At 70.2% G+C, this 23,776-nt stretch carries 20 protein-coding genes; 11 read left to right on the plus strand and 9 right to left on the minus strand.

Annotation, left to right across the window (positions count from 1 at the left end):
- Positions 1-101 precede the first annotated feature (101 nt).
- A complete protein-coding gene (locus ABIA32_RS24830) occupies positions 102-431 on the minus strand; it encodes a tetratricopeptide repeat protein (protein WP_370099546.1) in 330 nt (109 codons plus the stop codon).
- 250 nt (positions 432-681) lie between these two features.
- Between ABIA32_RS24830 and ABIA32_RS24835 the strand changes: the two genes are divergently transcribed.
- Positions 682-1,689: an isopenicillin N synthase family dioxygenase gene (locus ABIA32_RS24835; RefSeq protein WP_370099549.1), complete on the plus strand. Its 1,008-nt coding sequence runs from the start codon at positions 682-684 to the stop codon at positions 1,687-1,689.
- A 156-nt stretch (positions 1,690-1,845) separates the two neighbouring features.
- Here the strand turns inward: ABIA32_RS24835 and ABIA32_RS24840 are convergent, their stop codons facing one another.
- Both ABIA32_RS24840 and ABIA32_RS24845 read right to left on the minus strand, forming a co-directional pair.
- Positions 1,846-2,814, minus strand: a complete 969-nt coding sequence (locus tag ABIA32_RS24840; RefSeq protein WP_370099552.1) for a pirin family protein — start codon at positions 2,812-2,814, stop codon at positions 1,846-1,848.
- Between the two features lie 25 nt (positions 2,815-2,839).
- Positions 2,840-3,775, minus strand: a complete 936-nt coding sequence (locus tag ABIA32_RS24845; RefSeq protein WP_370099838.1) for a LysR substrate-binding domain-containing protein — start codon at positions 3,773-3,775, stop codon at positions 2,840-2,842.
- Positions 3,776-4,015: 240 nt separating this feature from the next.
- On the opposite strand from ABIA32_RS24845, the gene ABIA32_RS24850 reads away from it, so the two are divergent.
- The 4 genes from ABIA32_RS24850 to ABIA32_RS24865 all read left to right on the plus strand — a co-directional run bounded on the left by ABIA32_RS24850 (position 4,016) and on the right by ABIA32_RS24865 (position 8,551).
- Positions 4,016-4,537 carry an acyltransferase family protein gene (locus tag ABIA32_RS24850; RefSeq protein ID WP_370099555.1) on the plus strand — a complete coding sequence of 174 codons (522 nt, stop codon included), beginning with the start codon at positions 4,016-4,018 and terminating at the stop codon, positions 4,535-4,537.
- 363 nt (positions 4,538-4,900) lie between these two features.
- A complete protein-coding gene (locus tag ABIA32_RS24855; protein WP_370099557.1) occupies positions 4,901-7,348 on the plus strand; it encodes a hypothetical protein in 2,448 nt (815 codons plus the stop codon).
- 113 nt (positions 7,349-7,461) lie between these two features.
- The gene (locus ABIA32_RS24860; RefSeq protein WP_370099560.1) at positions 7,462-8,016 is read left to right on the plus strand and encodes a peroxiredoxin; all 555 of its coding nucleotides are present in this window, start codon (positions 7,462-7,464) and stop codon (positions 8,014-8,016) included.
- 4 nt (positions 8,017-8,020) lie between these two features.
- The gene (locus ABIA32_RS24865; RefSeq protein ID WP_370099562.1) at positions 8,021-8,551 is read left to right on the plus strand and encodes an alkyl hydroperoxide reductase; all 531 of its coding nucleotides are present in this window, start codon (positions 8,021-8,023) and stop codon (positions 8,549-8,551) included.
- A 58-nt stretch (positions 8,552-8,609) separates the two neighbouring features.
- Here the strand turns inward: ABIA32_RS24865 and ABIA32_RS24870 are convergent, their stop codons facing one another.
- The 4 genes from ABIA32_RS24870 to ABIA32_RS24885 form a co-directional block, all read right to left on the minus strand.
- Positions 8,610-9,881, minus strand: coding sequence for an AI-2E family transporter (locus ABIA32_RS24870; RefSeq protein WP_370099565.1), 1,272 nt, complete (start codon positions 9,879-9,881; stop codon positions 8,610-8,612).
- Between the two features lie 310 nt (positions 9,882-10,191).
- Positions 10,192-10,851 carry a transglycosylase SLT domain-containing protein gene (locus ABIA32_RS24875; RefSeq protein ID WP_370099568.1) on the minus strand — a complete coding sequence of 220 codons (660 nt, stop codon included), beginning with the start codon at positions 10,849-10,851 and terminating at the stop codon, positions 10,192-10,194.
- Between the two features lie 405 nt (positions 10,852-11,256).
- Complete coding sequence (locus ABIA32_RS24880; RefSeq protein WP_370099570.1) at positions 11,257-12,552, minus strand: PhoH family protein; 1,296 nt, start codon at positions 12,550-12,552, stop codon at positions 11,257-11,259.
- A gap of 394 nt (positions 12,553-12,946) precedes the next feature.
- Positions 12,947-13,738 carry an isoprenyl transferase gene (locus tag ABIA32_RS24885; protein WP_370099573.1) on the minus strand — a complete coding sequence of 264 codons (792 nt, stop codon included), beginning with the start codon at positions 13,736-13,738 and terminating at the stop codon, positions 12,947-12,949.
- Between the two features lie 97 nt (positions 13,739-13,835).
- Between ABIA32_RS24885 and mgrA the strand changes: the two genes are divergently transcribed.
- Positions 13,836-14,876 (plus strand): L-glyceraldehyde 3-phosphate reductase, encoded by a 1,041-nt coding sequence (mgrA, locus tag ABIA32_RS24890; protein WP_370099576.1) that lies wholly within the window; start codon positions 13,836-13,838, stop codon positions 14,874-14,876.
- Positions 14,877-15,125: 249 nt separating this feature from the next.
- Positions 15,126-16,685, plus strand: a complete 1,560-nt coding sequence (locus ABIA32_RS24895) for a chitinase (RefSeq protein WP_370099578.1) — start codon at positions 15,126-15,128, stop codon at positions 16,683-16,685.
- A gap of 63 nt (positions 16,686-16,748) precedes the next feature.
- On the opposite strand, the gene ABIA32_RS24900 is transcribed toward ABIA32_RS24895, so the two are convergent.
- A complete protein-coding gene (locus ABIA32_RS24900) occupies positions 16,749-17,147 on the minus strand; it encodes a RidA family protein (RefSeq protein WP_370099581.1) in 399 nt (132 codons plus the stop codon).
- A 111-nt stretch (positions 17,148-17,258) separates the two neighbouring features.
- On the opposite strand from ABIA32_RS24900, the gene ABIA32_RS24905 reads away from it, so the two are divergent.
- Both ABIA32_RS24905 and ABIA32_RS24910 read left to right on the plus strand, forming a co-directional pair.
- Positions 17,259-18,518, plus strand: coding sequence for an amino acid deaminase (locus ABIA32_RS24905; RefSeq protein ID WP_370099584.1), 1,260 nt, complete (start codon positions 17,259-17,261; stop codon positions 18,516-18,518).
- Entirely contained in the window at positions 18,518-20,131 is a 1,614-nt protein-coding gene (locus ABIA32_RS24910; RefSeq protein ID WP_370099586.1) for an amidohydrolase family protein, read from the plus strand. The genes ABIA32_RS24905 and ABIA32_RS24910 overlap by 1 nt, the downstream gene beginning before the upstream one ends.
- A gap of 129 nt (positions 20,132-20,260) precedes the next feature.
- Here the strand turns inward: ABIA32_RS24910 and ABIA32_RS24915 are convergent, their stop codons facing one another.
- The gene (locus ABIA32_RS24915) at positions 20,261-21,652 is read right to left on the minus strand and encodes a cellulase family glycosylhydrolase (protein WP_370099589.1); all 1,392 of its coding nucleotides are present in this window, start codon (positions 21,650-21,652) and stop codon (positions 20,261-20,263) included.
- 131 nt (positions 21,653-21,783) lie between these two features.
- Between ABIA32_RS24915 and ABIA32_RS24920 the strand changes: the two genes are divergently transcribed.
- Together ABIA32_RS24920 and ABIA32_RS24925 are read left to right on the plus strand one after the other, a co-directional pair.
- On the plus strand, positions 21,784-22,494 hold the full coding sequence (locus ABIA32_RS24920) for a hypothetical protein (RefSeq protein ID WP_370099592.1): 711 nt from the start codon (positions 21,784-21,786) through the stop codon (positions 22,492-22,494).
- Between the two features lie 11 nt (positions 22,495-22,505).
- Positions 22,506-23,720 (plus strand): pyridoxal phosphate-dependent aminotransferase, encoded by a 1,215-nt coding sequence (locus ABIA32_RS24925; protein WP_370099594.1) that lies wholly within the window; start codon positions 22,506-22,508, stop codon positions 23,718-23,720.
- Positions 23,721-23,776 lie beyond the last annotated feature (56 nt).

Consider the following 23,776-nt stretch of genomic DNA (forward strand, 5'->3'; position numbering starts at 1 on the left):
CCATCACGTTGGTACATACCAATACGGCCGTCAAGGGTCTGGACCAATTTAAGGTGACGTTAAGTCAGAACCCCTCGTCGGACGGCTCCTTGGCATATCTGTCAGGACAGACTCTGACCCAGCGACTCCGCCATGCGCAGCTGCGTCGCCGCCTCGGCAGCCCGTCCGCCCCGCCGCTCCAGGGTGCGTCCCAGCAGCAGCCGGGCGTAGCCGTCGACCGGGTCGCGCTCCAGCACGCGCTCCAGCTCCGCCTCCGCGCGACCCAGCTGCGCGGAGTGGTAGTAGGAGCGGGCCAGCAGCAGCCGGGCCGCGCCGTGCGCGGGCTCGGCCTCGACGATCGGCGCGAGAATCTGCGCGGCGTCGCTGTAGGCCTTGGACTCGAAGAAGAGCTGTGCGCGGGCGTACTCCTCGGCAAGCGTGTGGTCGTTCACGGGCACCCCTTTCGATTCGTGGCCCATGTGACGTGTTCGCCCGTGTAACACAAGGCCATAGGCGGGCATTCCCTCCGAAGTGTCGCCTTGCTCACCCCCCGAATCCCGCCCGGACGGAGTTACGCTCGATGGCATGACACTGCTTGTCTCCCGCCGCCACGTGGACTTCGTCCGCGTCACGAGCATGTCCTGTCGCGCCGAGGCCTGACCCCAGCGTCCCCCTCCCTGCCGCGCACCCCCGAGGACCGTCATGTCCGTCCAGACCCTTCCTGCTCCCACCTCCCTTCCCGTCATCGACCTCGCGCACCTCGACCGCGAGGCGCTGCACCGCGCCGCCCGCGACGTGGGCTTCTTCCAGCTCATCGGCCACGGCATCAGCCAGGCCGAGATCGACGGGCTGCTCGCCGCCTCCCGGGCGTTCTTCGCCCTGCCGGAGGCGGACCGGGTCGCGCTCGACAACCGCAATTCACCGCACTTCCGCGGCTACACCCGCACCGGCAAGGAGCTGACGCGGGGCAGGCGCGACTGGCGCGACCAGCTCGACATCGGCGAGGAACTGCCCGCACACGCCCCGGGCCCGGACGAGCCCGCCTACTGGTGGCTGGAGGGTCCGAACCAGTGGCCCGCAGCCCAACCGGAGCTGCGCGAGGTCGCGCTGCGCTGGATCGCCCGGCTGAGCGCGGTGGCCGACCATCTGCTGCACGAGCTGCTGGCCTCGATCGGCGCGCCGGCCGACTTCTACGACGACGCCTTCGCTGGGCACCCGCGCAGCCATCTGAAGCTGATCCGCTATCCGGGGCGGGCCCCGGTGGGGAACGACCAGGGGGTGGGCGTGCACAAGGACTACGGCTTCCTGACTCTGCTGCTGACCGACGGAGTCGGCGGGCTCCAGGTCGAGGCGCCGGGCGGATTCATCGACGTTCCGCACATCCCCGGCGCGTTCGTAGTCAACCTCGGCGAGCTCCTGGAGGTCGCGACCAACGGCTACCTCAAGGCCACCAACCACCGCGTGGTCAGCCCGCCGGGAGCGCGTGAGCGCTACTCCGCGCCGTTCTTCTACAACCCGCGCCTGGACGCCCACATCGCACCGCTCCCGTTCCCGCACGCGGCCGAGGCCTCCGGCGTGACCCAGGACCCGGACAACCCGCTCCACGCGGAGTTCGGCTGGAACGAACTCAAGGGCTGGGTGCGCGCCCACCCCGAAGTCACGGCCCGCCAACACCCGGAACTGCTCGCGGCTCCGGCGCCGGCCGCCTGACCGAACGCTCCGGTCAGGACGAACAAGGCTGGGGACATGCAGGCATCAGGCATCAGGCATCAGGCATCAGGCATCAGGCATCAGGCATCAGGCATCAGGCATCAGGCACCATCGGCTGAGCGCCAACTGACTTCCCCATCGGCGCGCAACGCTCGGTCAGCGTTCGCGGCCGCGCGGCTTCAGCCGCAGCGGCGGCAGCTCCGGAGCCGGGATCGGGGCGCCGTCGTAGCCGTGGACGGTGCCGAAGGCCGTGCCGTGCATCCATGCCTCGCGCGCCGCTTCGATGTCCTCGTGGGTCCTGGCCACGAAGTTCCACCACATGACCAGCTTCTCCTCGAAAGGCTCGCCGCCGAGCAGCAGCACGCTCGCGGGGCCGTCGTCCGCGCGGAGCGGGAGCTCGCGGCGGCCGCAGCCGAGGTACAGGAGAGAGCCGGGTTCCACGCAGACGTCGTCGACGACCGCCGCGCCGGTCATGGCGAGGGCGGCGTACTCGAAGTCCGGGTGGAGCGGCAGGCGGGCGTTCGCGCCTGCGGCGAGGGTGAGGTCGGCGCCCATCAACGGGCTGAAGACGTGGCCGGGGGAGGTCGCGCCGTCAAGTGAGCCAAGGATGAGCGTCGCGTCGACGCCTTGGCCCTGGACCCGGGGCAGTTCGGCGTGGTGCTCGAAGGCCGGGTCCGTGAAGCGGTGCGCATCGGGGAGGGCGACCCACAGCTGCGCACCGTGCAGCCACTTGCCGTGCGAGGCGGGCGACTGCTCCGCGTGCGCGATGGCGCGGCCCGCCGTCATCAGGCCGAGTTCACGCGGGCGCACGGTCTGGACCGTGCCGAGGCTGTCGCGATGCTCGACGAAGCCGTCATGCAGCCAGCTCACGGTCTGCAGACCGATGTGCGGATGCGGGGCGACCCGCATGCCCGGCTCGCTCTCGATGTCGTCGGGCCCGTAGTGGTCGACGAAGCACCAGGCGCCCACCATCCGGCGACCCAGGTTCGGCAGCAGCCGCCTGACAACCGTGCTTTCACCCAGCGGGACCTGTTTCCCCGTCAACAGCTCGCGGACCGGCTGGGCCGAGACACCGTCACGGCCGCCGCAGATGCTCGGCTGGGGCTTCAGGTCGAGGTTGCTCATGACGCTCAGCGTAGGACGCGTCGGCTCACGGGTGGATGATCCGCACCGGCAGTTCTCCCACGGCCTCGCGCAGCGACTCCGCGAAGCGCTCGTACTCCGCGGTCCGCGCGGAGGAGGGACGGTGGGCAAGGCCGATGCGGCGGCCGGGCGGCGGGGCGGAGAAGCGGGTGGCCGCGAGGCCCGCCGCACGCCCGGTCTCGACGGCGACCGCCGTCGCCGGCAGCAGCGTGACACCGAGGCCGCCCGCGACGAGCTGGACCAACGTCGACAGTCCGGCCGCCCGCGTGGCGCCCGGCTCTGCGCCGACCTCGCGACAGAGGTCGAGCGCCTGGTCGCGGAGGCAGTGGCCCTCCTCCAACAGCAGGATGTCCAGGTCGAGCAGGACGTCGCGGGGGACGTCCAGGCGGCCGGCCAGCTCGTGGTCGGGCGGGGTGACCAGGACGAAGTCCTCGTCGTAGAGGGGGATGTCCACCAGTCCCGCGCCTGCGGGGAGGGCGAGGAGCAGCAGGTCGAGGCGGCCGGTGGCCACCCCGTCCAGGAGTTGGTGGGTCCGCTCCTCGTGGACGTGCAGCTCCAGATCGGGATAGCAGTCCCGGGCCAGACGCAGCACGGTCGGCAGCAGGTAGGGCGCGATGGTCGGGATCACCCCGAGGTGCAGGGGCCCGGTGAACGGCCGCCGGGACGAGTCGACCTCCTCCGTCAGCGCACTGAGCGCGCCGAGAACGGCACGCGCGTGCGCGGCCACCCGCTCCCCCACCGACGTGATGATCACCTTTCGGGTTGTCCGCTCGACGAGCTGGACCCCGAGCGACTCCTCGAGTGCGGCGACCGCGCCGGACAGCGCAGGCTGACTGATCCGCAGGCCGGCTGCCGCCTCCCGGAAATGGCGGTGCTCGGCGACGGCCGCGAAGGCGCGGAGCTGGGCGACGCTGGGGGTACGGGTGGCGCGGGCCTTACTGATAACTTCCTCCGATCAAGGTCTTCGAGTGTAGCTGTCAAACGGGCATCTCCGGATCTATCGCCCGCAACGCGCACTCACGGGGTAAGTGCAGACGTCGCGGGCGCGCATTGACAGAAACCACAGGAAAGGGGAAGCTGCCGACGGCCTGCGTTCCCTCTTCGCATGCAGATGACCGGCCTGGGTCGCCTCCGCGACGGTCGTACACCTGCCAATAGTGCGAGGGTCCTGCCTGGCACGTTCGTGCTCAGCAGCTATGCCGGGCTGTTCGTGGCCGGCATGGCCGTCTACCTGATGTACCGCTTCGGTCAGAACCTCATGCTCTGGACCCTGCTGGGCTCGGCCTGGGCGTACGAGATGGTCATGCTCCAGATCCGGATCAACGGCCACCCCGCCGACTACGGCACCACCCGGCTGACCTCCTGGACCTTGTGCGCCCTGCTGCTCACCGGCTTCCTCGCCATGCTGATGCTCGCCACGATCGGTCCGCTGGCCCGCGTCCGCTGGCGCTGGCTGGTGGTCGCCGGGGCGCTCACGTACCCCTTCTACCTGGTGCACCAGAGCATCGGCGTCCCGCTGGGAGAGGAACTCACGCTGCACGTGGCGTGGCTGGGCGTGTGGGGCCGGCTGACGGTCACCGTCGCCGCCATGCTCGGGCTCTCCTGGCTGATCTACCGCTTCGTCGAGAAGCCCTTCGGCCGCCTGCTGCGTCGCGGACTCACCCGTGGCCTGAAGGCCGCAGAGGTCGCGCGCGCGAGCAGGTAGGCACCGCGCGCCGCACGTGCAACTCCGGCCTCGCTGCCCAGTCTCGATTCGGTCTCGAAGTCCGTGAACATCCGATGGAGGTGTTCACGGAGTCCTCACACTCGGGGCAGCGGCGCACCGCCGCTGTCGGTCTGTCCAATCTCCTTGTGAGCGTGGCGGGTTCACCAGAACCTGGCCGGGCCCGATGGGATTCGGACGGCTCAGACTCCGGGTGGTCTTCTGTCGGCCGTGGGGCGCGGCCTGTGGGGGTGCGGGATGCGAGGCACTGATCTTCCCTCAGAACCGGTGAGCCGCGGGCCACGCCGCAGGCCGGGCCCGGACATTCGGCGGTCGCTGACTCCCTCGGTCGGGGCTGCGATGGTCATGGCCCTGGCACTCGTGGGGGCGGTCCCGGCCGCTGCGGCGACGACGCGCGCCGAGTCGGCCCCCTCGGGCGCCGGCACAGGAATCGCGGCGAAGCGTGCCGTGCTGCGCATTCGCATCACCGATCTGCCCGCCGGACTCGCGGCGTCGGTGCACCTCACCGGACCCTCGGGCTACCACCGCACCGTGACCGGGGCGACGGTGCTGTCGAACCTGCTGCCCGGCACGTACGCGATCAGCGCCCTCAGCGTCCAGGACACGCACGGCACCGCGTACGTCCCCAACCCCGGCCCGGGCACGCTCACCCTCGCAGCAGGCAGCAGCACCCTCCGCACGGTCGACTACTTCACCCGCGTCCCTGCGACGACCCGCCCGGTCGCGGCGTCCGCGGTCGCGGCGGTCGTCGCCGGAGCGTCCGGCCGACTGACCGTCGCGGTGCGGGGGACGGCCCGCTACGCGCCCGGTCAGATCCTCGCTGCGGGCATCGGACCGCACACGCCCGACGGCCTGCTCGCCAAGGTCACCGCGGTGCGCATCGTGCCCGGCGGCGAGACCGTCACCGCCGTACCGGCGACCCTGCGTCAGGCTTTTCCCCAGGGGCAGTTGAACTTCGCGGCGGCCTTCGCCTCGCAGAGCCCCGGCGCCGACCCCGGGACCAGCGGCGCGGGACCGGCCACCTCGCCGGCCGCCTCGCCTACGCCCGCGGTCGGACTGCCCTCCTGGATCAAGACCCTCAAGTGCGGCAACACGGCGAACGCCCACCTGACCGGCACGCTGACCGCATCACTGTCGACGGCCATGCAGACCCATTGGTCCCTGCTGGGCGGCGTGACGGCCTCGGCCACGGCCACGGCGCGGGAGTCGTCCTCCCTCACCGCCGCCGTGGACGCCAACGCCCAGTGCACGCTGGCGCCCGTCGAGCTGGGGACCCCGCGCACGCTGGGCGTGTTCGACGTGCAGATCGGCCCGATCCCGGTGGTCGTCGTGCCGCGCCTCAGCTTCTTCGTGCAGGGCGCGTTCAGCGGCAAGGCCGGTGTGAACACGTCGGTGGGCCAGTCGTTCACCGCGACGGCCGGGCTGTCCTACGCGAACGGCGCCGTCTCGCCCATCGCATCGGCGGTGGAGAGCGCCACCTTCCAACCGCCCATGGTCACAGGCACCGCGCACGTGGCCGTTTCGGTCAGCGCCCGGTTGACACTGGCCCTGTACGGGCTGACCGGCCCGACCGTGAATCTCGACCCCGGACTGGACCTCTCCGCGGACGTCAAAGCCAACCCGTGGTGGACGCTGGACGGCACGCTCGACGCGGGCGGGACGCTCAAGATCCCGGCCCTGGGCATCAACGCCTCGAACAGCAAGATCATCAGCAAGCGCTTCCCGCTCGCCCACGCAGCCGGACCCTTCCCGCCGTTCGCGGTCACCGACGTGCCGACGCGGGGGAACGCGGCGGACGGCCCGGTCCTCGGCCTGGACGGGCGCCTCTCGCTGGTCGGCTGGGACACCTCGGGACTGCACACGGAAATCGAGGCGGTCGACCCGAAGACACAGGCGATCCAGACCTACCGGCAGGCAGCACCGGGAACTACGGGCCCACTGAGCTTCACCGGCCCACTCGCCTTCGACGGCGCCGGTGACCTGTGGCTGGAGGGAGACAGCACCGGCGGCTCCCTCACCGGCCCGGTGCTGATCCGCTTCACTCCGTCGAGCGGGCTCTTCGCCTCCTTCGCCAACCCTGCCGCCTGCCTGACCCCGCCCAACGACCTCTCCGCCGCGACGGACGGCTACGTCTGGGCCAGCTGCGCCGGCTACGCGAGCGACACCGTGGTCTCCCGCATCTCCTCCGGGGGAACGATCACCACCTACCACGCCCCCTCCGGCGCCCCCGACCTCACCGATCTGGTACCGGGGGCGAACGGGTCCATGTGGGCGCTGGGGAGCGGGAACTTCCACTCCGACGTCGTCGAGATCGGCACGGACGGCCAGGCCACGCTCTTCACCAATCCCGTCGGCGTGTCCGGCCGTTACCTCGCAGGCAACGGCACCGGGCACTTCGTCGAGGACGCGATCTGCGGCGTCGGCAGCAATGGGAAGTCGTGCTACCTCGCGATCGGGCCCGGCGGCGGATTCAAGCAGCTGGGCACCCTGCCCAGCCCCGACACCGGCGAGTGGGGCGCCCCCGTACTCGACAAGTCCGGCAACTTCTGGACCCTGGTGAACGGCTCGACCAGCGGCGCGGTGCCGATCGGGCACAGCTACTACTACGAGATCACCCCGCTCGGGGCCGCCGCCGCCCGCGGCTTCGACATGCCCGCGTCCGACCGGGGCCAGTGGCTCCAACCCACCCGATCCGGCGCTCCGATCGTCACCTCCGACGGCGCGCTCTGGCTCGAACAGGCCCAATGGCCGCTCAACGGCCACCTGCTACGGCTGGCGTTCCCGCTCAACTGATCAGCACTGATCGGAATGGCCTATCAGTACCAGCGGCAACACCAATTTCCCCGATCAGTGTCCACTGTGTGAGATTGAGGGGCACACTCCCCAACCCTCACAGGAGACAGCACGTGCTTACGATCGGTGACCAGTTCCCGGCTTGGAAGCTCAACGGCGTCGTCGGCCCCTCCGACGACAAGCTGGAAATCAAGGAGTTCTCGTCCGAGGACTCCAAGGGCTGGTCGGTGGTCTTCTTCTGGCCGATGGACTTCACCTTCGTGTGCCCCACCGAGATCGCGGCCTTCGGCAAGCTCAACAACGAGTTCGCCGACCGCGACGCCCAGATCCTCGGCGTCTCCGGCGACTCCGAGTTCGTGCACCACGCCTGGCGCAAGGACCACAAGGACCTGCGCGACCTGCCCTTCCCGATGCTGGCCGACATCAAGCACGAGCTGATGCGCGACTGCGGCGTCGAGGCTGCGGACGGCACCGCCCAGCGCGCGGTCTTCATCGTGGACCCCAACAACGAGATCCAGTTCGTGATGGTCACCGCGGGCTCCGTGGGCCGCAACCCCAAGGAGGTCCTGCGGGTCCTCGACGCGCTGCAGACCGACGAGCTGTGCCCGTGCAACTGGAACAAGGGCGAGCAGACCCTGGACGCGGTCGCGCTGCTCTCGGGGGAGTGACCGCATGGCCCTCGACGAACTGAAGGCGGCCCTGCCGGACTACGCCAAGGACCTCAAGCTCAACCTGGGCTCGGTCATCGGCAACGTGGACCTGCCGCAGCAGCAGCTCTGGGGCACGGTTCTGGCCTGTGCGATCGCCTCGCGCAGCGAGCGCGTGCTGGCGGAGCTGGAGCCGGAGGCGCGGGCGAACCTGAAGCCGGAGGCGTACGACGCGGCGAAGGCCGCGGCGGCGATCATGGCGATGAACAACGTCTACTACCGGACGCTGCATCTGCTCTCCGACAAGGAGTACAGCACGATGCGGGCCGGCCTGCGGATGAACGTCATCGGCAACCCGGGCGTGGAGAAGGTCGACTTCGAGCTGTGGTCGCTGGCGGTTTCGGCGATCAACGGCTGCGGTCAGTGCCTGGACTCGCACGAGCAGGTGCTCCGCGGGGCGGGCGTCGACCGCGAGGTCGTCCAGGCCGCGGTCAAGATCGCCGCGGTGATCCAGGCCGTGGGCGTGACGCTCGAGGCCGAGGGCCGCATCGCCTGAGGCATACGAGTACACACCTCAGGGGCGCGAGGCGCCTCGCGCCCCTAGGTCCTGCAAGTCATTCAGGTACGGACGCCGCGGCAAGCGCCGCGCGGACGTTTTCGTCGACCTGGTAGCGCTGGCGCAGGTACCCGACCACCGTGTTGGTCACCGCGACCAGCGGGACCGCCACGATCGCGCCGCCGATGCCGCCGACGATCGAGCCACAGGCCACCGCGAGGATCACCGCCAGCGGGTGGATCCGGACCGCGCGGCCGAGGATCAGCGGCTGCAGGACGTGGCCCTCGATCTGCTGGACGCCCAGCAGCACCGCCAGGACCAGCGCCGCGGTGACGACCCCTTGGGTCACCAGGCCGATCAGCACCGCGATCGTCCCCGTGACGAGCGCCCCGACCAGCGGGACGAACGCCCCCAGGAAGATGATCACCGCAATCGGCATCGCCAGCGGCACGCCCAGCGCGTAGATCCCGATGCCGATCGACAGCGAGTCGATGAAGGCGACCAGCACCGTGCCCCGTACGTACGCGGTCAGCGTCGCCCAGGCGCGCGGGCCGGCCCCGGTCGCGGCGATGCGGGAACGGACCGGCAGCAGCTTGAGCACCCAGCCCCAGATCCGCTCGCCGTCGTAGAGCAGGAAGAACGTACAGAAGGCGGCCAGGAAGACGCCCGTCACGATCTCCACCACCACGCCGACCGTGGAGAAGCCGAACGAGGTGATCTGGTCGCTGTTGGTCCCGACGACCTTGGTCAGCTGGTTCGCGAACTGGTTGATCTGCTTGTCGGTGAGGTGCATCGGCCCGGTCTCCAGCCAGTGCCGGATCTGCCCGATGCCCTGCTGCACGTGGTCGGTGACCTGGTTCAGGTTGGTGCTGACCTGCCAGACCACGAACCAGGCGACCAGTGCGATGCCGGCCAGGCCGCCGAGGAAGGTCAACGCCGTCGCGAGCCCGCGCGGCACACCGCGACGGCGCAGCCAGGAGACGGTCGGCTGCAGCAGCGCGCTGATCAGCAGCGCCGCGACGAAGGCCAGGGCCACGATCCTGAGCGTGCCGACCACCTGGAACAGCACCCAGAGCCCCGCGCCGACGACCAGCAGCCGCCACATGCCCTCCGCGGCGACCCGGAGCGTCCACGGCACGGCCTCCGAGGCGTGGGCGGGACGGGCCGGGTAGATCGGCTCACCGCCCGGCCCGGGGGGCGGCGGCGCGACCGGGCGGGGCTCGGCGGGGACGTGGACCACCGGGTCGGGCGGTGCCGCCTGCGCGACCTCGGCGCGCTGCCGGGCCATCCGCCCGCGCCACGCCGCCCAGCCGCTGCCCTCGCCTGCCATGCCGTCCGCCCCTTCGCTCATCCAGCTTCGGGCTCGAACGCTACCGGTTGGTCCGGGGCCGCCGTCGGCAGCCCCACCGATTCGCGCCGTGACTCAGGGATGACCCGGGTCGACCCTGGGTGAGCAGATCAGCATCTTTTGGGCAAAACGGAAGAAACAGGTTTACGGCTCCCCCACGCCGGGGACTGTCCTCCACGAGGCCGTCCCGCACACGCGGCCTCTCCGTGGGAGAAGTAGGAAGCCCCCGATCGGACAGGGATCGGGGGCTTCCACGCGCTTGGAGCAGATTCTGCTCGGACCGGCTCCAGTCCTAGTACCAGCTGTGGGCCTGCCAGAAGGACCAGGCGCCGCAGGGGCTGCCGTAGCGGGAGTTCATGTAGTTCAGGCCCCACTTTATCTGCGTCGCGGGGTTGGTCCGCCAGTCCGAAGCGACCGAGGCCATCTTGTCGCCCGGCAGAGCCTGGACCAGACCGTAGGCACCGGAGCCGGCGTTGACCGCCCGGTAGTTCCACCCGCTCTCACGGGTGACGATGTGGCTGAAGCACGAGAACTGGACGTTGTCCCCGATGATGGACGCGGCCAGGGCCTGGACCGTTCCGGGGCTGTAGGACACCAGCTGCTGCCGCTGCTGAGCAGCGGCACGCGAGGCCGCGGCCGCCTGCCGGGTCCGCTGCTCCGCCGCAGCCTTGGCGTGCGCGGCGTCGGCAGCCTTGGTGCGGGCGACTTGAGCGGCGGCCTTCTGCGCGGTCACGAGCGCGGCGGACTGCTGCGCGTCGCTCTGGCGCGCCAGGTTGTCGGCGACGATCTGCGACGAGGAGCCCGCCGGGATGTCGGCAAGAAGGGTGGATCCTGCGACATCGGACACCTGGGTCGGCTTCGCGTCGCCCGAGGCGACACCGACGACGGCGCCAACAGCAGTCACGGCGGTGGCGGAGGCCACGGCCATCCCCCGAACCGAAATCCGGTTCACATGGTTTCCTTCCAGCGTCGCCCGCCTGGTGACCGAACGGACGAACCCCGCCCCTGACGCTGGCCTCCCCGGTGCACTGGTCACGGAAGACGCGGGCCCGCGACACTCCGGTCTCCCGGAGCGCCTACTGATCGGGCGGCGTGCGGCCTCACGTTGTTCAGTTGTATTGAGTGGAACGCAAGCTGGGTGGTGCTCAGTGGGTGGAGCGCTTGCACGCCATGCCGCACGCAGGGCCTGACAGACCCCACAGACTGCCGCACGGCGGCGCGCAAGCGCAATTCCCCATTGAGTGGCGAAGCTCACACGGCTCAGTGGGCCGCTAATTCTCGCGAGTCACTCGCCTATCGTCTGACGAATCGTTACGATGCTGTGCCCTTCCGGCTCGCAGGGTCGATTCGGGACGTCTCAGGGGTTAATGTCCTCCAACATCTCGGTCACCAGTGCGGCGATCGGCGAGCGCTCCGAACGGGTGAGCGTGACGTGCGCGAAGAGCGGATGTCCCTTCAGCTTCTCGACGACCGCGACCACGCCGTCGTGCCGACCGACCCTCAGGTTGTCCCGCTGGGCGACATCGTGGGTCAGAACAACCCGCGATCCCTGGCCAATTCGGGACAACACGGTCAACAGCACGTTGCGCTCGAGCGACTGCGCCTCGTCCACGATCACGTAGGCGTCGTGGAGCGAGCGGCCGCGGATGTGGGTGAGCGGCAGCACCTCCAGCATTCCGCGGGAGAGCACCTCCTCGATCACGTCAGGGGTGGTCACTGCGGAGAGCGTGTCGAAGACGGCCTGGGCCCAGGGGCTCATCTTCTCGGACTCGGAGCCGGGCAGGTATCCCAACTCCTGCCCGCCCACCGCGTAGAGCGGCCGGAAGACCATCACCTTGCGGTGCTGCCGCCGCTCCAGCACGGCCTCCAGGCCGGCGCAGAGCGCCAGCGCGGACTTGCCGGTGCCGGCCCGCCCGCCGAGCGAGACGATGCCGACCTCCTGGTCCAGCAGCAGGTCCAGCGCGACGCGCTGCTCGGCGCTGCGCCCGCGCAGCCCGAAGGCCTCACGGTCCCCGCGCACCAGCCGGACACGTCCGTCGGCGGTGACGCGTCCCAGCGCGCGGCCGCGCTCGGATGTCAGCACCAGGCCGGTGTGAACCGGGAGCTCGCGCGCGTCCGCGATATCGACGACATCGCTTGTGAACAGTCCGTCAACCTCCTCGGCACTGACGGCCAACTCGGACATTCCGGTCCAGCCGGACGTGACGGCCAGCTCGGCCCGGTACTCCTCGGCCAACAGGCCGACGGACGAGGCCTTCACACGGAGCGGCAGGTCCTTGGAGACGACCGTGACGTCGTACCCCTCGGCCTGCAGGTTCCTCGCCACCGCGAGGATCCGGGTGTCGGCGTCGCCCAGCCGGTAGCCGGCAGGGAGAACGGAAGGATCGGTGTGGTTCAGCTCGACCCTGATCGTGCCGCCGAGGTCGCCCACGGGAATGGGCGCGTCCAGCCGGCCGTAGCGGACTCGGTAGTCGTCCAGCAGCCGCAGGGCCTGCCGGGCGAAGTAGCCGAGCTCCGGGTGGTGCCGCTTGGCTTCCAACTCGGTCACCACGACCACGGGCAGCACGACCTCGTGCTCCTCGAACCTGGTCATGGCGCTCGGGTCAGCCAGCAGGACACTGGTGTCGAGGACGTACGTGCGCCGGTCGTGCATGCTCCGGCGGCTCTTGGAACTGACCACAGGGCCTCCCGGGCGAGTGGCCCGCTGCCACCCGCGGTCGCCGTGCCCCCCAGCCCCGATGGCCGAGGTCACGGTCTGACTCCGGTATTCCCCTCGATCGCCAAAGCCATGCAGAAGTCAGAATCTTGCCGACGGATGTTCACGGGGCGACCCGTCAGGGGCGCGAGGAGAACTGTGCGCTCAGACGACCCGTTGCACCATCAGGGGCGCGGGGAACTGAGCGACAATCCCCCAGCCTTCGGCCGGGGGTGCCCCCTCCCACCCAGGGACTGATCCGAACGAGCAGGGCCATCCGCACAGGGTGGTTTCTCGCGCAGTTCCCCGCGCCCCTGGATGGTGCAACGGCCCCGCTTGCCCAGAGTGGGCGTCAGCCGCCGTACCTACGGTTCCGCGCGGCGTAGTCGCGGAGGGCGCGGAGGAAGTCGACCTTGCGGAAGGCCGGCCAGTACGCCTCGCAGAAGTAGAACTCCGAGTGCGCCGACTGCCACAGCAGGAAGCCGGAGAGCCGCTGCTCTCCGGACGTGCGGATGACCAGGTCCGGGTCCGGCTGGCCGGACGTGTAGAGGTGACGGGCGATCTGCTCCACGTCGATCATCTCGGCGACCTGCTCCAGCGGCGTCCCCGCCGCTGCCTGCTCCTGGAGCAGCTTCCGGACCGCCTCCGCGATCTCGTGCCGACCGCCGTAACCGACAGCGACGTTGACGAGAAGTCCGTCACGGTCCGAAGTCTCCTGGTCGGCCGCCTTGAGGACCGCCGCCGTCGACTCGGGGAGGAGGTCCAGCGCGCCGACCGGATGCACCCGCCAGCGGCCCTCGGCCGCCATGCCGCGGACGGCCTCCTCGATGATGCCGAGCAGCGGGACCAGCTCGTCCGCCGGTCGGGTCAGGTTGTCCGTGGAGAGGAGCCAGAGGGTGACCACCTCGACGCCGGTCTCCTCGCACCAGCTGAGGAACTCGGGGATCTTGTCCGCGCCGCTCTGATGGCCGTCCTTCGTGGACATGCCCGCGGCGCGGGCCCAGCGACGGTTGCCGTCCAGCATGACGCCGACGTGGCGCGGGACGCGGGCACGGTCGAGGTGGGCCTCGACGCGGTAGCCGTAGAGACCGTAGACGGCGTTCCGGAGCAGCGGCGTGCGCCGGACCAACTTCCCGAGATCCATGACGTCGGCCCCTCCATGTGCTCGCCCGTGCGGGGTCACCATACTCCCCGCCGGTTAATGTTCAGCCAGGAGACAAATTCCTGATGGAGAGGCCCCCATGATCCCCGCTCCCTATCGGCCTGCCGAGACCCGGTACGACGGCTCGATGAAGTACCGCCGGACCGGCCGCAGCGGACTCAAGCTGCCCGAGATCTCGCTCGGCCTGTGGCACAACTTCGGCGACGACCGGACCCTCGACTCCCAGCGCACGATCCTGCGCCGCGCGTTCGACCTGGGCGTCACCCACTTCGACCTGGCCAACAACTACGGCCCGCCCTACGGCTCGGCGGAGGCGAACTTCGGACGGCACCTGGCCGCCGACTTCCGGCCCTTCCGTGACGAGCTGGTCATCTCGACCAAGGCCGGCTATGACATGTGGCCCGGCCCGTACGGCGAGTGGGGTTCACGGAAGTACCTGACCGCGAGCCTGGACCAGTCGCTCACGCGGATGGGTCTGGACTATGTCGACATCTTCTACTCGCACCGCTTCGACCCGGAGACCCCGCTGGAGGAGACGATGGGCGCGCTCGCGTCCGCCGTCCAGCAGGGCAAGGCGCTCTACGTCGGCGTCTCCTCCTACAGCGCGGAGAAGACCCGCGAGGCCGCGGCGATCCTGCGCGAACTGGGCGTGCCGCTGCTGATCCACCAGCCCTCCTACTCGATGCTGAACCGCTGGATCGAGGACGACGGCCTGCTCGACGTGCTGGAGGAGGAGGGCGCCGGCTGCATCGGCTTCGCGCCGCTGGCGCAGGGCATCCTCACCGACCGCTACCTGCACGGCATCCCCGCGGACTCGCGCGCCGCGCAGGGCAAGTCGCTCGACCCGGCGACGATCGACGAGCAGACGCTGGCCAAGCTGCGCGGGCTGAACGAGATCGCGGCCGGCCGGGGCCAGTCGATGGCGCAGCTGGCGCTGAGCTGGCTGCTGCGCGACCCGCGGATGACCTCTGCGCTGATCGGCGCCTCGTCCGTGGCGCAGCTGGAGACCAACGTCGCCGCGGTGCAGGGCGCCCCGCTGACGGACGAGGAGCTGGCTGAAATCGAGCGGTACGCGACCGACGCCGATCTCAATCTCTGGGCCAAGTCCAGCGAGGACTGAGCGACACGAGCGGCAGCTGGTCCGGATCGCGACTGAAGCGAAGCTTCCGTTTGCGGTCTGGACCAGTTCGGCGCCATTGGGGAGCGTACGTACCGCTCTGATCAGCCAACTTCCCTGTGCGGCAACACCTTAACTCGACCTTAAGGCTGGAACCGGCCTCTTGACATGCCTACTGGTCTAGTCCAACTTGTGTGGCGGGCTTCACTTCTCGTCTTTCCCCGCTTCCCCCACAGTTGAGGACAGACCTTTATGCCATCCCCCCGTCTCATGAACGCCGCGCTGGCCTCCGTGGCCGCGCTGGGCCTGGGCCTCACCGGCCTGGTCGCCCTCGGTGGCGGCGCCAGTGCCGACACCACCAACCTCGTGGTCAATCCCGGTTTCGAGACCGGCTCGCTGGCCAACTGGAACTGCGCCGCCGGTACCGCGACCGTCAGCACGACGACGGTCCACTCCGGCTCCCACGCGCTCGCTGCCACCCCCACCAGCTCCGACGACGCGCAGTGCACGCAGACGATCAGCGTCCAGCCGAACTCGTCCTACACGCTGAGCGCCTGGGTCAACGGCCCCTACGTCTACCTCGGCACCCAGGGCGACGGCACGACCGACGTCAGCACCTGGTCCAGCACCAACGCCTGGAACCAGCTGACCACCAGCTTCAAGACGGGCGCGTCCACCACCAGCGTGACCATCTACCTGCACGGCTGGTACGGGCAGTCCACCTACTACGCGGACGACGTGGTGCTGAGCGGCGCGGCCGGCTCCAGCCCGAGCCCGACGCAGAGCAGCTCGTCCTCGCCGAGCGCGAGCGCCTCGGCCTCCGCGTCCCCCAGCGCGAGCGCCTCGTCGAGCCCGTCCGCCTCGTCGAGCTCCTCGCCCTCCCCCACGGCGACCTCGACCGGCGGCACGGGCGGCAAGCCGAAGCACTGGGTCACCGGCTACTGGCAGGACTTCGACAACGGCGCGACCGACCAGAAGATCAGCGACGTCAACGGCCAATACAACCTCATCGCGGTGGCCTTCGCCAACGCGGACGCGGCCGGTGACGGCGGTATCACCTTCTCGCTCGACAGCACGCTGCAGGGCAAGCTCGGTGGTTACACCGACGCCCAGTTCAAGGCGGACATCGCCGCCAAGCAGGCGCAGGGCAAGAAGGTGATCCTCTCGGTCGGCGGCCAGAACGGCACGATCTCGATCACCAACGCGGCACAGGCCACCGCCTTCGCCAACAGCGCGTACGCGATCATGCAGCAGTACGGCTTCAACGGCGTGGACATCGACCTGGAGAACGGCCTCAACCCCACCTACATGGCCTCCGCGCTGCACCAATTGGCGGCGAAGGCCGGCTCGGGCTTCATCCTGACGATGGCCCCGCAGACGATCGACGTGCTCAGCGCCTCGTCCGACTACCTGGCCACCGCGCTGCAGGTGAAGGACATCCTCACCATCATGAACACCCAGTACTACAACTCGGGTTCGATGAACGGGTGTGACGGCGGCGTCTACTCCGAGGGCAACGTCGACTTCATCACCAGCCTCGCCTGCACCGCCATCCAGGCGGGCCTCAGCCCGAACCAGGTCGGCATCGGCGTCCCGGCGTCCAGCCGGGCGGCGGGCAGCGGCTACGTCTCCCCCTCCGTCGTGGAGAACGCGCTGAACTGCCTCGCCAAGGGAACGGGCTGCGGCACCTTCAAGCCCAGCACCACCTGGCCCACCATCGGCGGTGTGATGACCTGGTCGACCGCTTGGGACGCGAGCAACGGCAACGAGTTCGCCAACAACGAGGGCGCGTTCACGAACGCCATGCCGTAGTCGGCACCTCGAAAGCGCCTCGCCCGCCGCTTCCCTTCGAGGGAGGCGGCGGGCGACGGCATGTCAGCCTGCGGTGACGGCCAGGGCGTCGATCTCGACGAGCAGGCCGGCCGGCAGACCGACGTACACAGTGGTGCGGGCCGGGAAGCCGCCCTCCGGCAGCGCCTTCGCGAACCAGGCGTCGTAGGCCGCGTTCAGCTCGGGGAAGTGCGCGGTGTCGGTCAGGTAGACCCGCATCATCAGCACGTCCCCCCAGCCGGCGCCGCCCGCCGTCAGCACGGCCTCGACGTTGCGCAGCGTCTGCTCGATCTGCTCCGTGAGGCCGGGGCCGACAGGGGTTCCGGTGGCCGGGTCGAAGCCGACCTGCCCGGCGACCTGCAGCAGCCCGCCCTTGGCGACGCCCTGCGAGAAGCTGGCCACAGGAGTGGGTGCCTGATCGGTGCGGATCACGTTCTTGCTCACGGTTGCTCGCTCCTTGGGGTTCTCCGACGTGCTGCCGTCGGGCAGGATATGCAATCAGCGTTGCAAGCCGTGCAATTGCAGAAGAGCTCACGTGAGCAGAGGAGTCCGTCCATGGACCGGGCCGCGCTCGACGCGCTGGACAAGACCGCCGTCGACTGGCGTTTCAAGGGCATGCCGCCCGCGACCGACGCGACCGTCAGCGCGATGCGCGCCGCGAAGCTGAACCTCTTCGAGGACGGCTTCTCCACTCCCCTGCTCACCCTGGGCTCGCGGGCGCTCGCGCACAACCTCGAACTGATGGCTGCCTGGGCCCGACGCCACGGCCTCGCCCACGCCCCGCACGGCAAGACGCCGCTGGCGCCGCAGCTGTTCCAGCGCCAGCTGGAGCTGGGCGCCTGGGGTATTACCGCGGCCACGCCGAGCCATGTCCGGATGTACCGGCACTTCGGGGTCCAGCGGATCTTCCTCGCCAACGAGCTGGTCGACGCGCCCGCGCTGCGCTGGCTCGGCACCGAGCTGGCGGCGGACCCCGACTTCCGCTTCGTCTGCTACGTCGACTCGGTGCGCGGCGTCGAGCTGATGGACGCGGCGCTGACCCACCGGGTCGACGTCGTGGTGGAACTGGGCGCGGTCGGTTCCCGCACCGGCGTGCGTTCCTGGGCCGAGGCCGACGAGGTCGCCCAGGCCGTCCTGGCCTCGACCCAGCTGCGTCTGGTCGGCGTCGCCGGCTACGAGGGCACACTGCCGGACGTCGACGCGGCGCGGACGGCCGTGAAGGGCTGGCTCTCCGAGCTGGTGAAAACCGCCCACCTCTTCGACACCCTGGGCTACTTCGACCGTGCGGACGAGATCATCGTGAGCGCGGGCGGCAGCGAGCACTTCGACCTGGTGGCGGCCGCGCTGACCGAGGAGGCGCTGGAGCTCTCCCGCCCGGTCCTGCGGCAGCTCCGATCCGGCGCCTACGTCACCCACGACCACCTGCACTACGCCCGGATCACGCCGCTGACCGACGAGGCCGAACACTTCGTCCCCGCCCTGGAGCTGTGGACGCAGGTCGTCTCCCGCCCCGAGCCTGGCCTGGCCCTCGTGAACGCGGGCAAGCGGGACGTCCCCTACGACCTGGGCCTGCCGCTGCCGCTGCAGATCCGCGAGGCCAGGACCGGCGTCGTCCGCGACGCGGGGAACCTCAGCGTCAGCAAGCTGTCGGACCAGCACGCGTTCGTGACGGTCGGTCCCGACGCGCGGGTGGAGGTCGGCGACTGGGTCTGCCTCGGTCTTTCGCACCCGTGCACGGCCTTCGAGAAGTGGCAGTTGATCCCCGAGGTCAGCGACGACGGCACGGTCGTCGACTACATCCGCACCTTCTTCTGATGCGCACGGTCCTGCGCGGCGCGCTCGTCGTCGACGGCAGCGGTGGCGAACCGTACCGCGCGGACGTGGTCCTCGACGGCGGGAGGGTCACGGCACTGCACGAGGAGACGTCCGGCGGGCCGCGGCCCGGCGGCGGACGCGTCGTCGACGCCGACGGGCTGGCGCTCGCGCCGGGCTTCATCGACATGCACGCGCACTCCGACCTGGCCCTGTTGACCGACCCGTCACACGAAGCCAAGGTCGCGCAGGGTGTCACGCTGGAGGTGCTCGGCCAGGACGGTCTCTCCTACGCGCCGGTCGACGACGCGACGCTCGCCGGTCTGCGCCGCCAGATCGCCGGCTGGAACGGCGACCCGGGTGGACCTGGCGGCGGGGACTTCGACTGGAACTGGCGCAGCGTCGGCGAGTACCTCGACCGGCTGGACCAGGGCATCGCCGTGAACGCCGCCTACCTGGTCCCGCAGGGCACGCTGCGCGCCCTCGTCCTGGGCTGGGAGGACCGCGCCGCGACACCGGACGAGCTGGAGCGGATGCGGCGGCTGCTCGCGCAGGGCCTGGCCGAGGGCGCGGTCGGCATGTCCTCCGGGCTGACGTACACACCGGGGATGTACGCCGACACCGCCGAACTCATCGCGCTCTGCGAGGTACTGGCCGCACACGACGCCTACTACTGCCCGCACCACCGCTCCTACGGCGCGGGTGCGCTGGAGGCCTACGCGGAGATGATCGCGGTGGCTCGGGCCTCGGGCTGCGCGCTGCACCTGGCGCACGCGACGATGAACTTCGAGGTCAACCGGGGCCGTGCAGGCGAGTTGCTGGCACTGCTGGACGCGGCGGCAGCCGCCGGCGTCGACCTCACCCTGGACAGCTACCCCTACCTCCCCGGCTCCACGACGCTCGCCGCGCTGCTGCCCGGCTGGGCGGCGGCCGGCGGCCCGGAGGAGACGCTGCGCCGGCTGTCCGACCCGGCCGCGCTGGCTCGCATCCGCGAGGACTTGGAGGTGCACGGCTCCGACGGCTGCCACGGCGTGGTCGCCGACTGGGACACCGTGCAGATCAGCGGCGTACGCGAGCCGACCCTACGGTGGACCGTGGGGCTGACGGTCCGCCAGGTCGCGGCAGGGGACGGCGTCGATCCCTTCGCCGCGTTCACGGGGCTGCTGACGCGGGACGGGCTCGGCACGACGATCCTGCAGCACGTCGGCCACGAGGAGAACGTCCGCGCGATCATGCGCCACGACGCGCACTGCGGCGGCAGCGACGGCCTGCTGACGGGCGACCGCCCGCACCCACGCGCGTACGGCACGTTCCCGCGCTACCTCGGCAGGTACCTACGCGAGCAGGGCGTCCTCGGCCTGGCGGAGTGCGTCCGGCACCTCTCCGCGACGCCGGCCCGCCGCCTGCGTCTGCGCGACCGCGGTCAGATCCGTGTCGGCTGGCACGCGGACGTGGTCCTCTTCGACCCCGCGTCCGTGACGGACGAGGCGACGTTCACCGAGCCGAGACGCTTGCCGCGCGGGATTCCGTACGTCTTCGTGAACGGTGTGCCGGTGATCGACGACGGCAAGCGCACCGACGCCGTCCCTGGCCACTCGATCCGACGGGAACCATAGGGGCGCGAGGAACTGCGCGACAAGCCACCCTGCGAGGTAGAGCCCCGAACGCGCAGGGCCATCCGCACAGGGTGGCTTGTCGCGCAGTTCCCCGCGCCCCTGGTGGTGCAACTACCTGCGGCAGCTGTCTCAAGCGAACGTTCGGGCCGGCACCGCTGGTGTCAGGTGGAGCGTGTGGACCGTGCCTGGCTGGGGGTGGTTCACCGTCAGGGAGAGCACGTGGCGGACAGGGTCCCAGGAGCTGGTGATCTCCGCGTCGAAGTCGACCTGTGGGCCGCGCGGGAAGTCCGACGGAGGGAGGTAGATCTCGGTCGGGCCGCTCACGCCCGCCGCGTCGCGGAACTGCAGGGTGAAGACCAGCGTGCCCTTGTCGTAGTCGAACTCCACCGGGACTCCCGCCACCGCCCGCGGGTACGCGGTCTCCAGGACTCCGGCGATCTCCGCCGGCTTTCCGGCGTGCTCCCAGGGCGACCACGCGCCCGGCGCCGCGCTGTAGAACGCCGCGCCGATCATCAGCTGGTCGATCAACTGCTGGACGTGGTCCACGTACAGGTGCGCGCCGGGGGCGGTGGTGTCCAGGCCCCAGCCACCCAGCAGGACCGGCGCGTCCAGCCGCTTCGCCGTGCGCCTGACCTGGATCGCCCAGGAGGCGAGCGCGCGGTCCGTCGGGAAGACGCTCCCGCCTGTGTACCGGCCGCCGGGATCCAGCGGCGCCGGGTAGAGCTGCGGCGCGTAGCCGATCCTCGCCTCGCCGCGCCGCGGATCGACCAAGTACGGGAGTGAACTCGGCAGGCCCCATTCCGCTGTGACAGCCTCCGGCTCCACAAAGAGCCAGTGAACCGAGTCAACAGTCCGCAGTCCGTTGATCAGCCGCTCGTAGAGCCGCGCCAGCGGGCCCGTTTCGAAGGCCGCGCCCTCGACCGAGCCGCCCCACGGGCGGTCCAGCAGGTCGAAGCCGAGGATCGGGTCCGGCTTCAGCCCGTGCCGCGAGACGTAGGTCCCGAAGTAGCGTGCGACATGCGCCCACGCCGCCGTGAAGCGGTCCTGCAGGCCGGGGTCGTCGCCTCGGGTGCGCCAGAACTCGTCCGTCGCGCGGGTGCGCGCCTCGTTCGTCGGTGCTGCCGCGATCGGGGTGCCCGGCGGACCGACGGCGTCCTGCTGCATCGCGAGCACGACGTGGAAGCCCTGCCCGGCGTACCAGGCGATCCGCTGCGCGACGCCGGCCAGATACGCGTCGTCGTACCGTCCCGGCTTCGGCTCGACCCGGCTCCAGCTCAGCGTGATGCGAGTGAGGTTGTCGCCCAGTAGCCCGTACTCCGCCGACGCGGCGCGTGGGGAGGAGACCGCGCTGGTGCCGTCCGCGTCCAGGCCGTAGAGCATCAGCGCCCGGCCCTGCGCGTCCGTCAGGAAGCGCTGCCCGGTCACCCCGTGCGCCGCCGGAGTGCCGACCTTCACCAGCAGTCCCGCCGCACACGCGAGCACCACCAGACCCACCAGCCACCGACGTAGACGACGCCGCACTAGGCCCTCCCCCTGAGACCCTGCCGATCGTAGATCGTCGACGCGGGCGTACACAGAGGGGTGATGTCCTGATTCTGTATCAACATCACCGAGCTGGAACGCCCGTTCAGCAGCGCGACTACAGTCCGCCCATGGCCGCTCCCGATGCCTCCCGTCCGCGACTCGACAGCCTCCGCCTCGACCGCCTCCCGCGCCCCCGGCTCGACGCCCTCCGGCCAGACGCCCTCCGTCTCGATCGCCTCACCCTCGATCGCTTCAACCTCACTCGCCTCAGCCTTGTCCGCTCCAGCCTCGGCCGGCTCGGCCTCGGCCGTCTCCGCGCCGTCCTGCCGGCCGGCGTCACCGCGGCCTCGCTGCTGGTGCTGGCACTCGGCACGGACAGCGTGTGGCTCCGACTGACGGCCGCGTTCGGCGGGACGCTGCGGCCCGCCGCGTTGGGCGCACCACTCTTCCTGCCGGGGCTGCGGCCGAACCCGCGTGGGGAGACGACCTGGGCCTACACCTGGTGCGAGGACTTCGCCGCGCTGCTGCTACTGGCCACCGTCGCCCTCGTCCTGCGCAAGCACGTGCTGTATCACCCCTCCTCCTCCCGGGCCCACCGCCTCTTCACCGGCTGGCGGGCCGTGGTGCTCGGCGGGGCGGTCGCCGGGGTGTTCCGTGGGCTGACGGAGGCGCGCATGGTGGCGGCCGGGCCGCTGGGCTGGACCGGCTATCCGGTGACCGGGGCGCTCGCCGGGGCGGGCTGGGGCCTGGTGCTGGGCTGGACGGTCGGCCTCACGCTGGCCCTCGTCAATGTCCGGCATGGCGAAAATCACCGGGCGGGCTGGATGGCAAGGCGTTAGGGTGCATCGGTATGCAGGTGATCCAGTCTTCCAAGCTCGCCAATGTCTGTTATGACATCCGCGGCCCGATCCTCGACGAGGCCATGCGCCTGGAGGACGAGGGGCATCGCATCCTCAAGCTGAACACCGGCAACCCGGCGCCCTTCGGCTTCGAGGCACCCCCGGAGATCCTCCAGGACATCCTGCGCAACCTCGCCGGCGCTCACGGCTACGGCGACTCCAAGGGCCTGCTCTCCGCCCGCCGCGCCGTGGTGATGCACTACGAGGAGCGCGGCCTGCCCGGTCTGTCCGTCGAGGACGTCTACATCGGCAACGGCGTCTCCGAGCTGATCCAGATGGCCATGCAGGCCCTGCTGGACGACGGGGACGAGATCCTGGTCCCCTCCCCGGACTACCCGCTCTGGACGGCGTCGATCAGCCTCTCCGGCGGGACGGCCGTGCACTACCGCTGCGACGAGCAGTCCGACTGGTATCCGGATCTCGCCGACATCGAGGCGAAGATCACCGACCGGACCCGCGGCATCGTGATCATCAACCCGAACAACCCGACCGGTGCCGTCTACCCGGTCGAGCTGCTCGAAGGCCTGGTCGAGATCGCCCGCCGGCACGATCTGATCGTCTACTCCGACGAGATCTACGACAAGATCCTCTACGACGAGGCCGAGCACACCTCCACGGCCACGCTCGCGCCGGACCTGCTCTGCCTGACCTTCAACGGCCTGTCCAAGGCCTACCGCGTCGCGGGCTTCCGCTCCGGCTGGATGACGATCTCCGGCCCGCGCGAGGACGCCCGCAGCTACATCGAGGGCCTGACCACGCTGGCCACCATGCGGCTGTGCGCCAACATGCCCTCGCAGCACGCGATCGCCGCGGCGCTCGGCGGGCGGCAGAGCATCAAGGACCTGATCCTCCCCGGCGGCCGGCTGCGCGAGCAGCGCGACATCGCCTGGAAGCTGCTGAACGAGATTCCCGGCGTCTCCTGCGTCAAGCCGAAGGGCGCGCTCTACGCCTTCCCGCGGCTCGATCCGAAGGTCTACAAGATCAAGGACGACGCCCAGATGGTGCTGGACCTGCTCAAGCAGCAGCACATCTACGTGGTCCAGGGCACCGGCTTCAACTGGCCCGACCCTGACCACTTCCGCCTGGTCACCCTCCCGCACGCAGAGGACCTGACCGAGGCGATCCACAAGATCGGCGTCTTCCTGGACGGCTACTCACAGCCGTGACCGGCCGGCCGTAACCGATCCGGAACGCTCGCAGTGCGAGACGGAAACGTGTTTTA

The organism is Streptacidiphilus sp. MAP12-20 (assembly GCF_041262525.1).
Taxonomy (GTDB): Bacteria; Actinomycetota; Actinomycetes; order Streptomycetales; family Streptomycetaceae; genus Streptacidiphilus.

What these genes read in the sequence shown, in the direction of transcription:
- ABIA32_RS24835 (WP_370099549.1), top strand. Translation starts at nt 682, where the DNA reads ATGTCCGTCCAGACCCTTCCTGCTCCCACCTCCCTTCCCGTCATCGAC.
- ABIA32_RS24840 (WP_370099552.1), bottom strand. Translation starts at nt 2,814, where the DNA reads ATGAGCAACCTCGACCTGAAGCCCCAGCCGAGCATCTGCGGCGGCCGT.
- ABIA32_RS24855 (WP_370099557.1), top strand. Translation starts at nt 4,901, where the DNA reads ATGGCCCTGGCACTCGTGGGGGCGGTCCCGGCCGCTGCGGCGACGACG.
- ABIA32_RS24865 (WP_370099562.1), top strand. Translation starts at nt 8,021, where the DNA reads ATGGCCCTCGACGAACTGAAGGCGGCCCTGCCGGACTACGCCAAGGAC.
- ABIA32_RS24870 (WP_370099565.1), bottom strand. Translation starts at nt 9,881, where the DNA reads ATGGCAGGCGAGGGCAGCGGCTGGGCGGCGTGGCGCGGGCGGATGGCC.
- ABIA32_RS24880 (WP_370099570.1), bottom strand. Translation starts at nt 12,552, where the DNA reads ATGCACGACCGGCGCACGTACGTCCTCGACACCAGTGTCCTGCTGGCT.
- ABIA32_RS24885 (WP_370099573.1), bottom strand. Translation starts at nt 13,738, where the DNA reads ATGGATCTCGGGAAGTTGGTCCGGCGCACGCCGCTGCTCCGGAACGCC.
- mgrA (WP_370099576.1), top strand. Translation starts at nt 13,836, where the DNA reads ATGATCCCCGCTCCCTATCGGCCTGCCGAGACCCGGTACGACGGCTCG.
- ABIA32_RS24895 (WP_370099578.1), top strand. Translation starts at nt 15,126, where the DNA reads ATGCCATCCCCCCGTCTCATGAACGCCGCGCTGGCCTCCGTGGCCGCG.
- ABIA32_RS24905 (WP_370099584.1), top strand. Translation starts at nt 17,259, where the DNA reads ATGGACCGGGCCGCGCTCGACGCGCTGGACAAGACCGCCGTCGACTGG.
- ABIA32_RS24910 (WP_370099586.1), top strand. Translation starts at nt 18,518, where the DNA reads ATGCGCACGGTCCTGCGCGGCGCGCTCGTCGTCGACGGCAGCGGTGGC.
- ABIA32_RS24920 (WP_370099592.1), top strand. Translation starts at nt 21,784, where the DNA reads ATGGCCGCTCCCGATGCCTCCCGTCCGCGACTCGACAGCCTCCGCCTC.
- ABIA32_RS24925 (WP_370099594.1), top strand. Translation starts at nt 22,506, where the DNA reads ATGCAGGTGATCCAGTCTTCCAAGCTCGCCAATGTCTGTTATGACATC.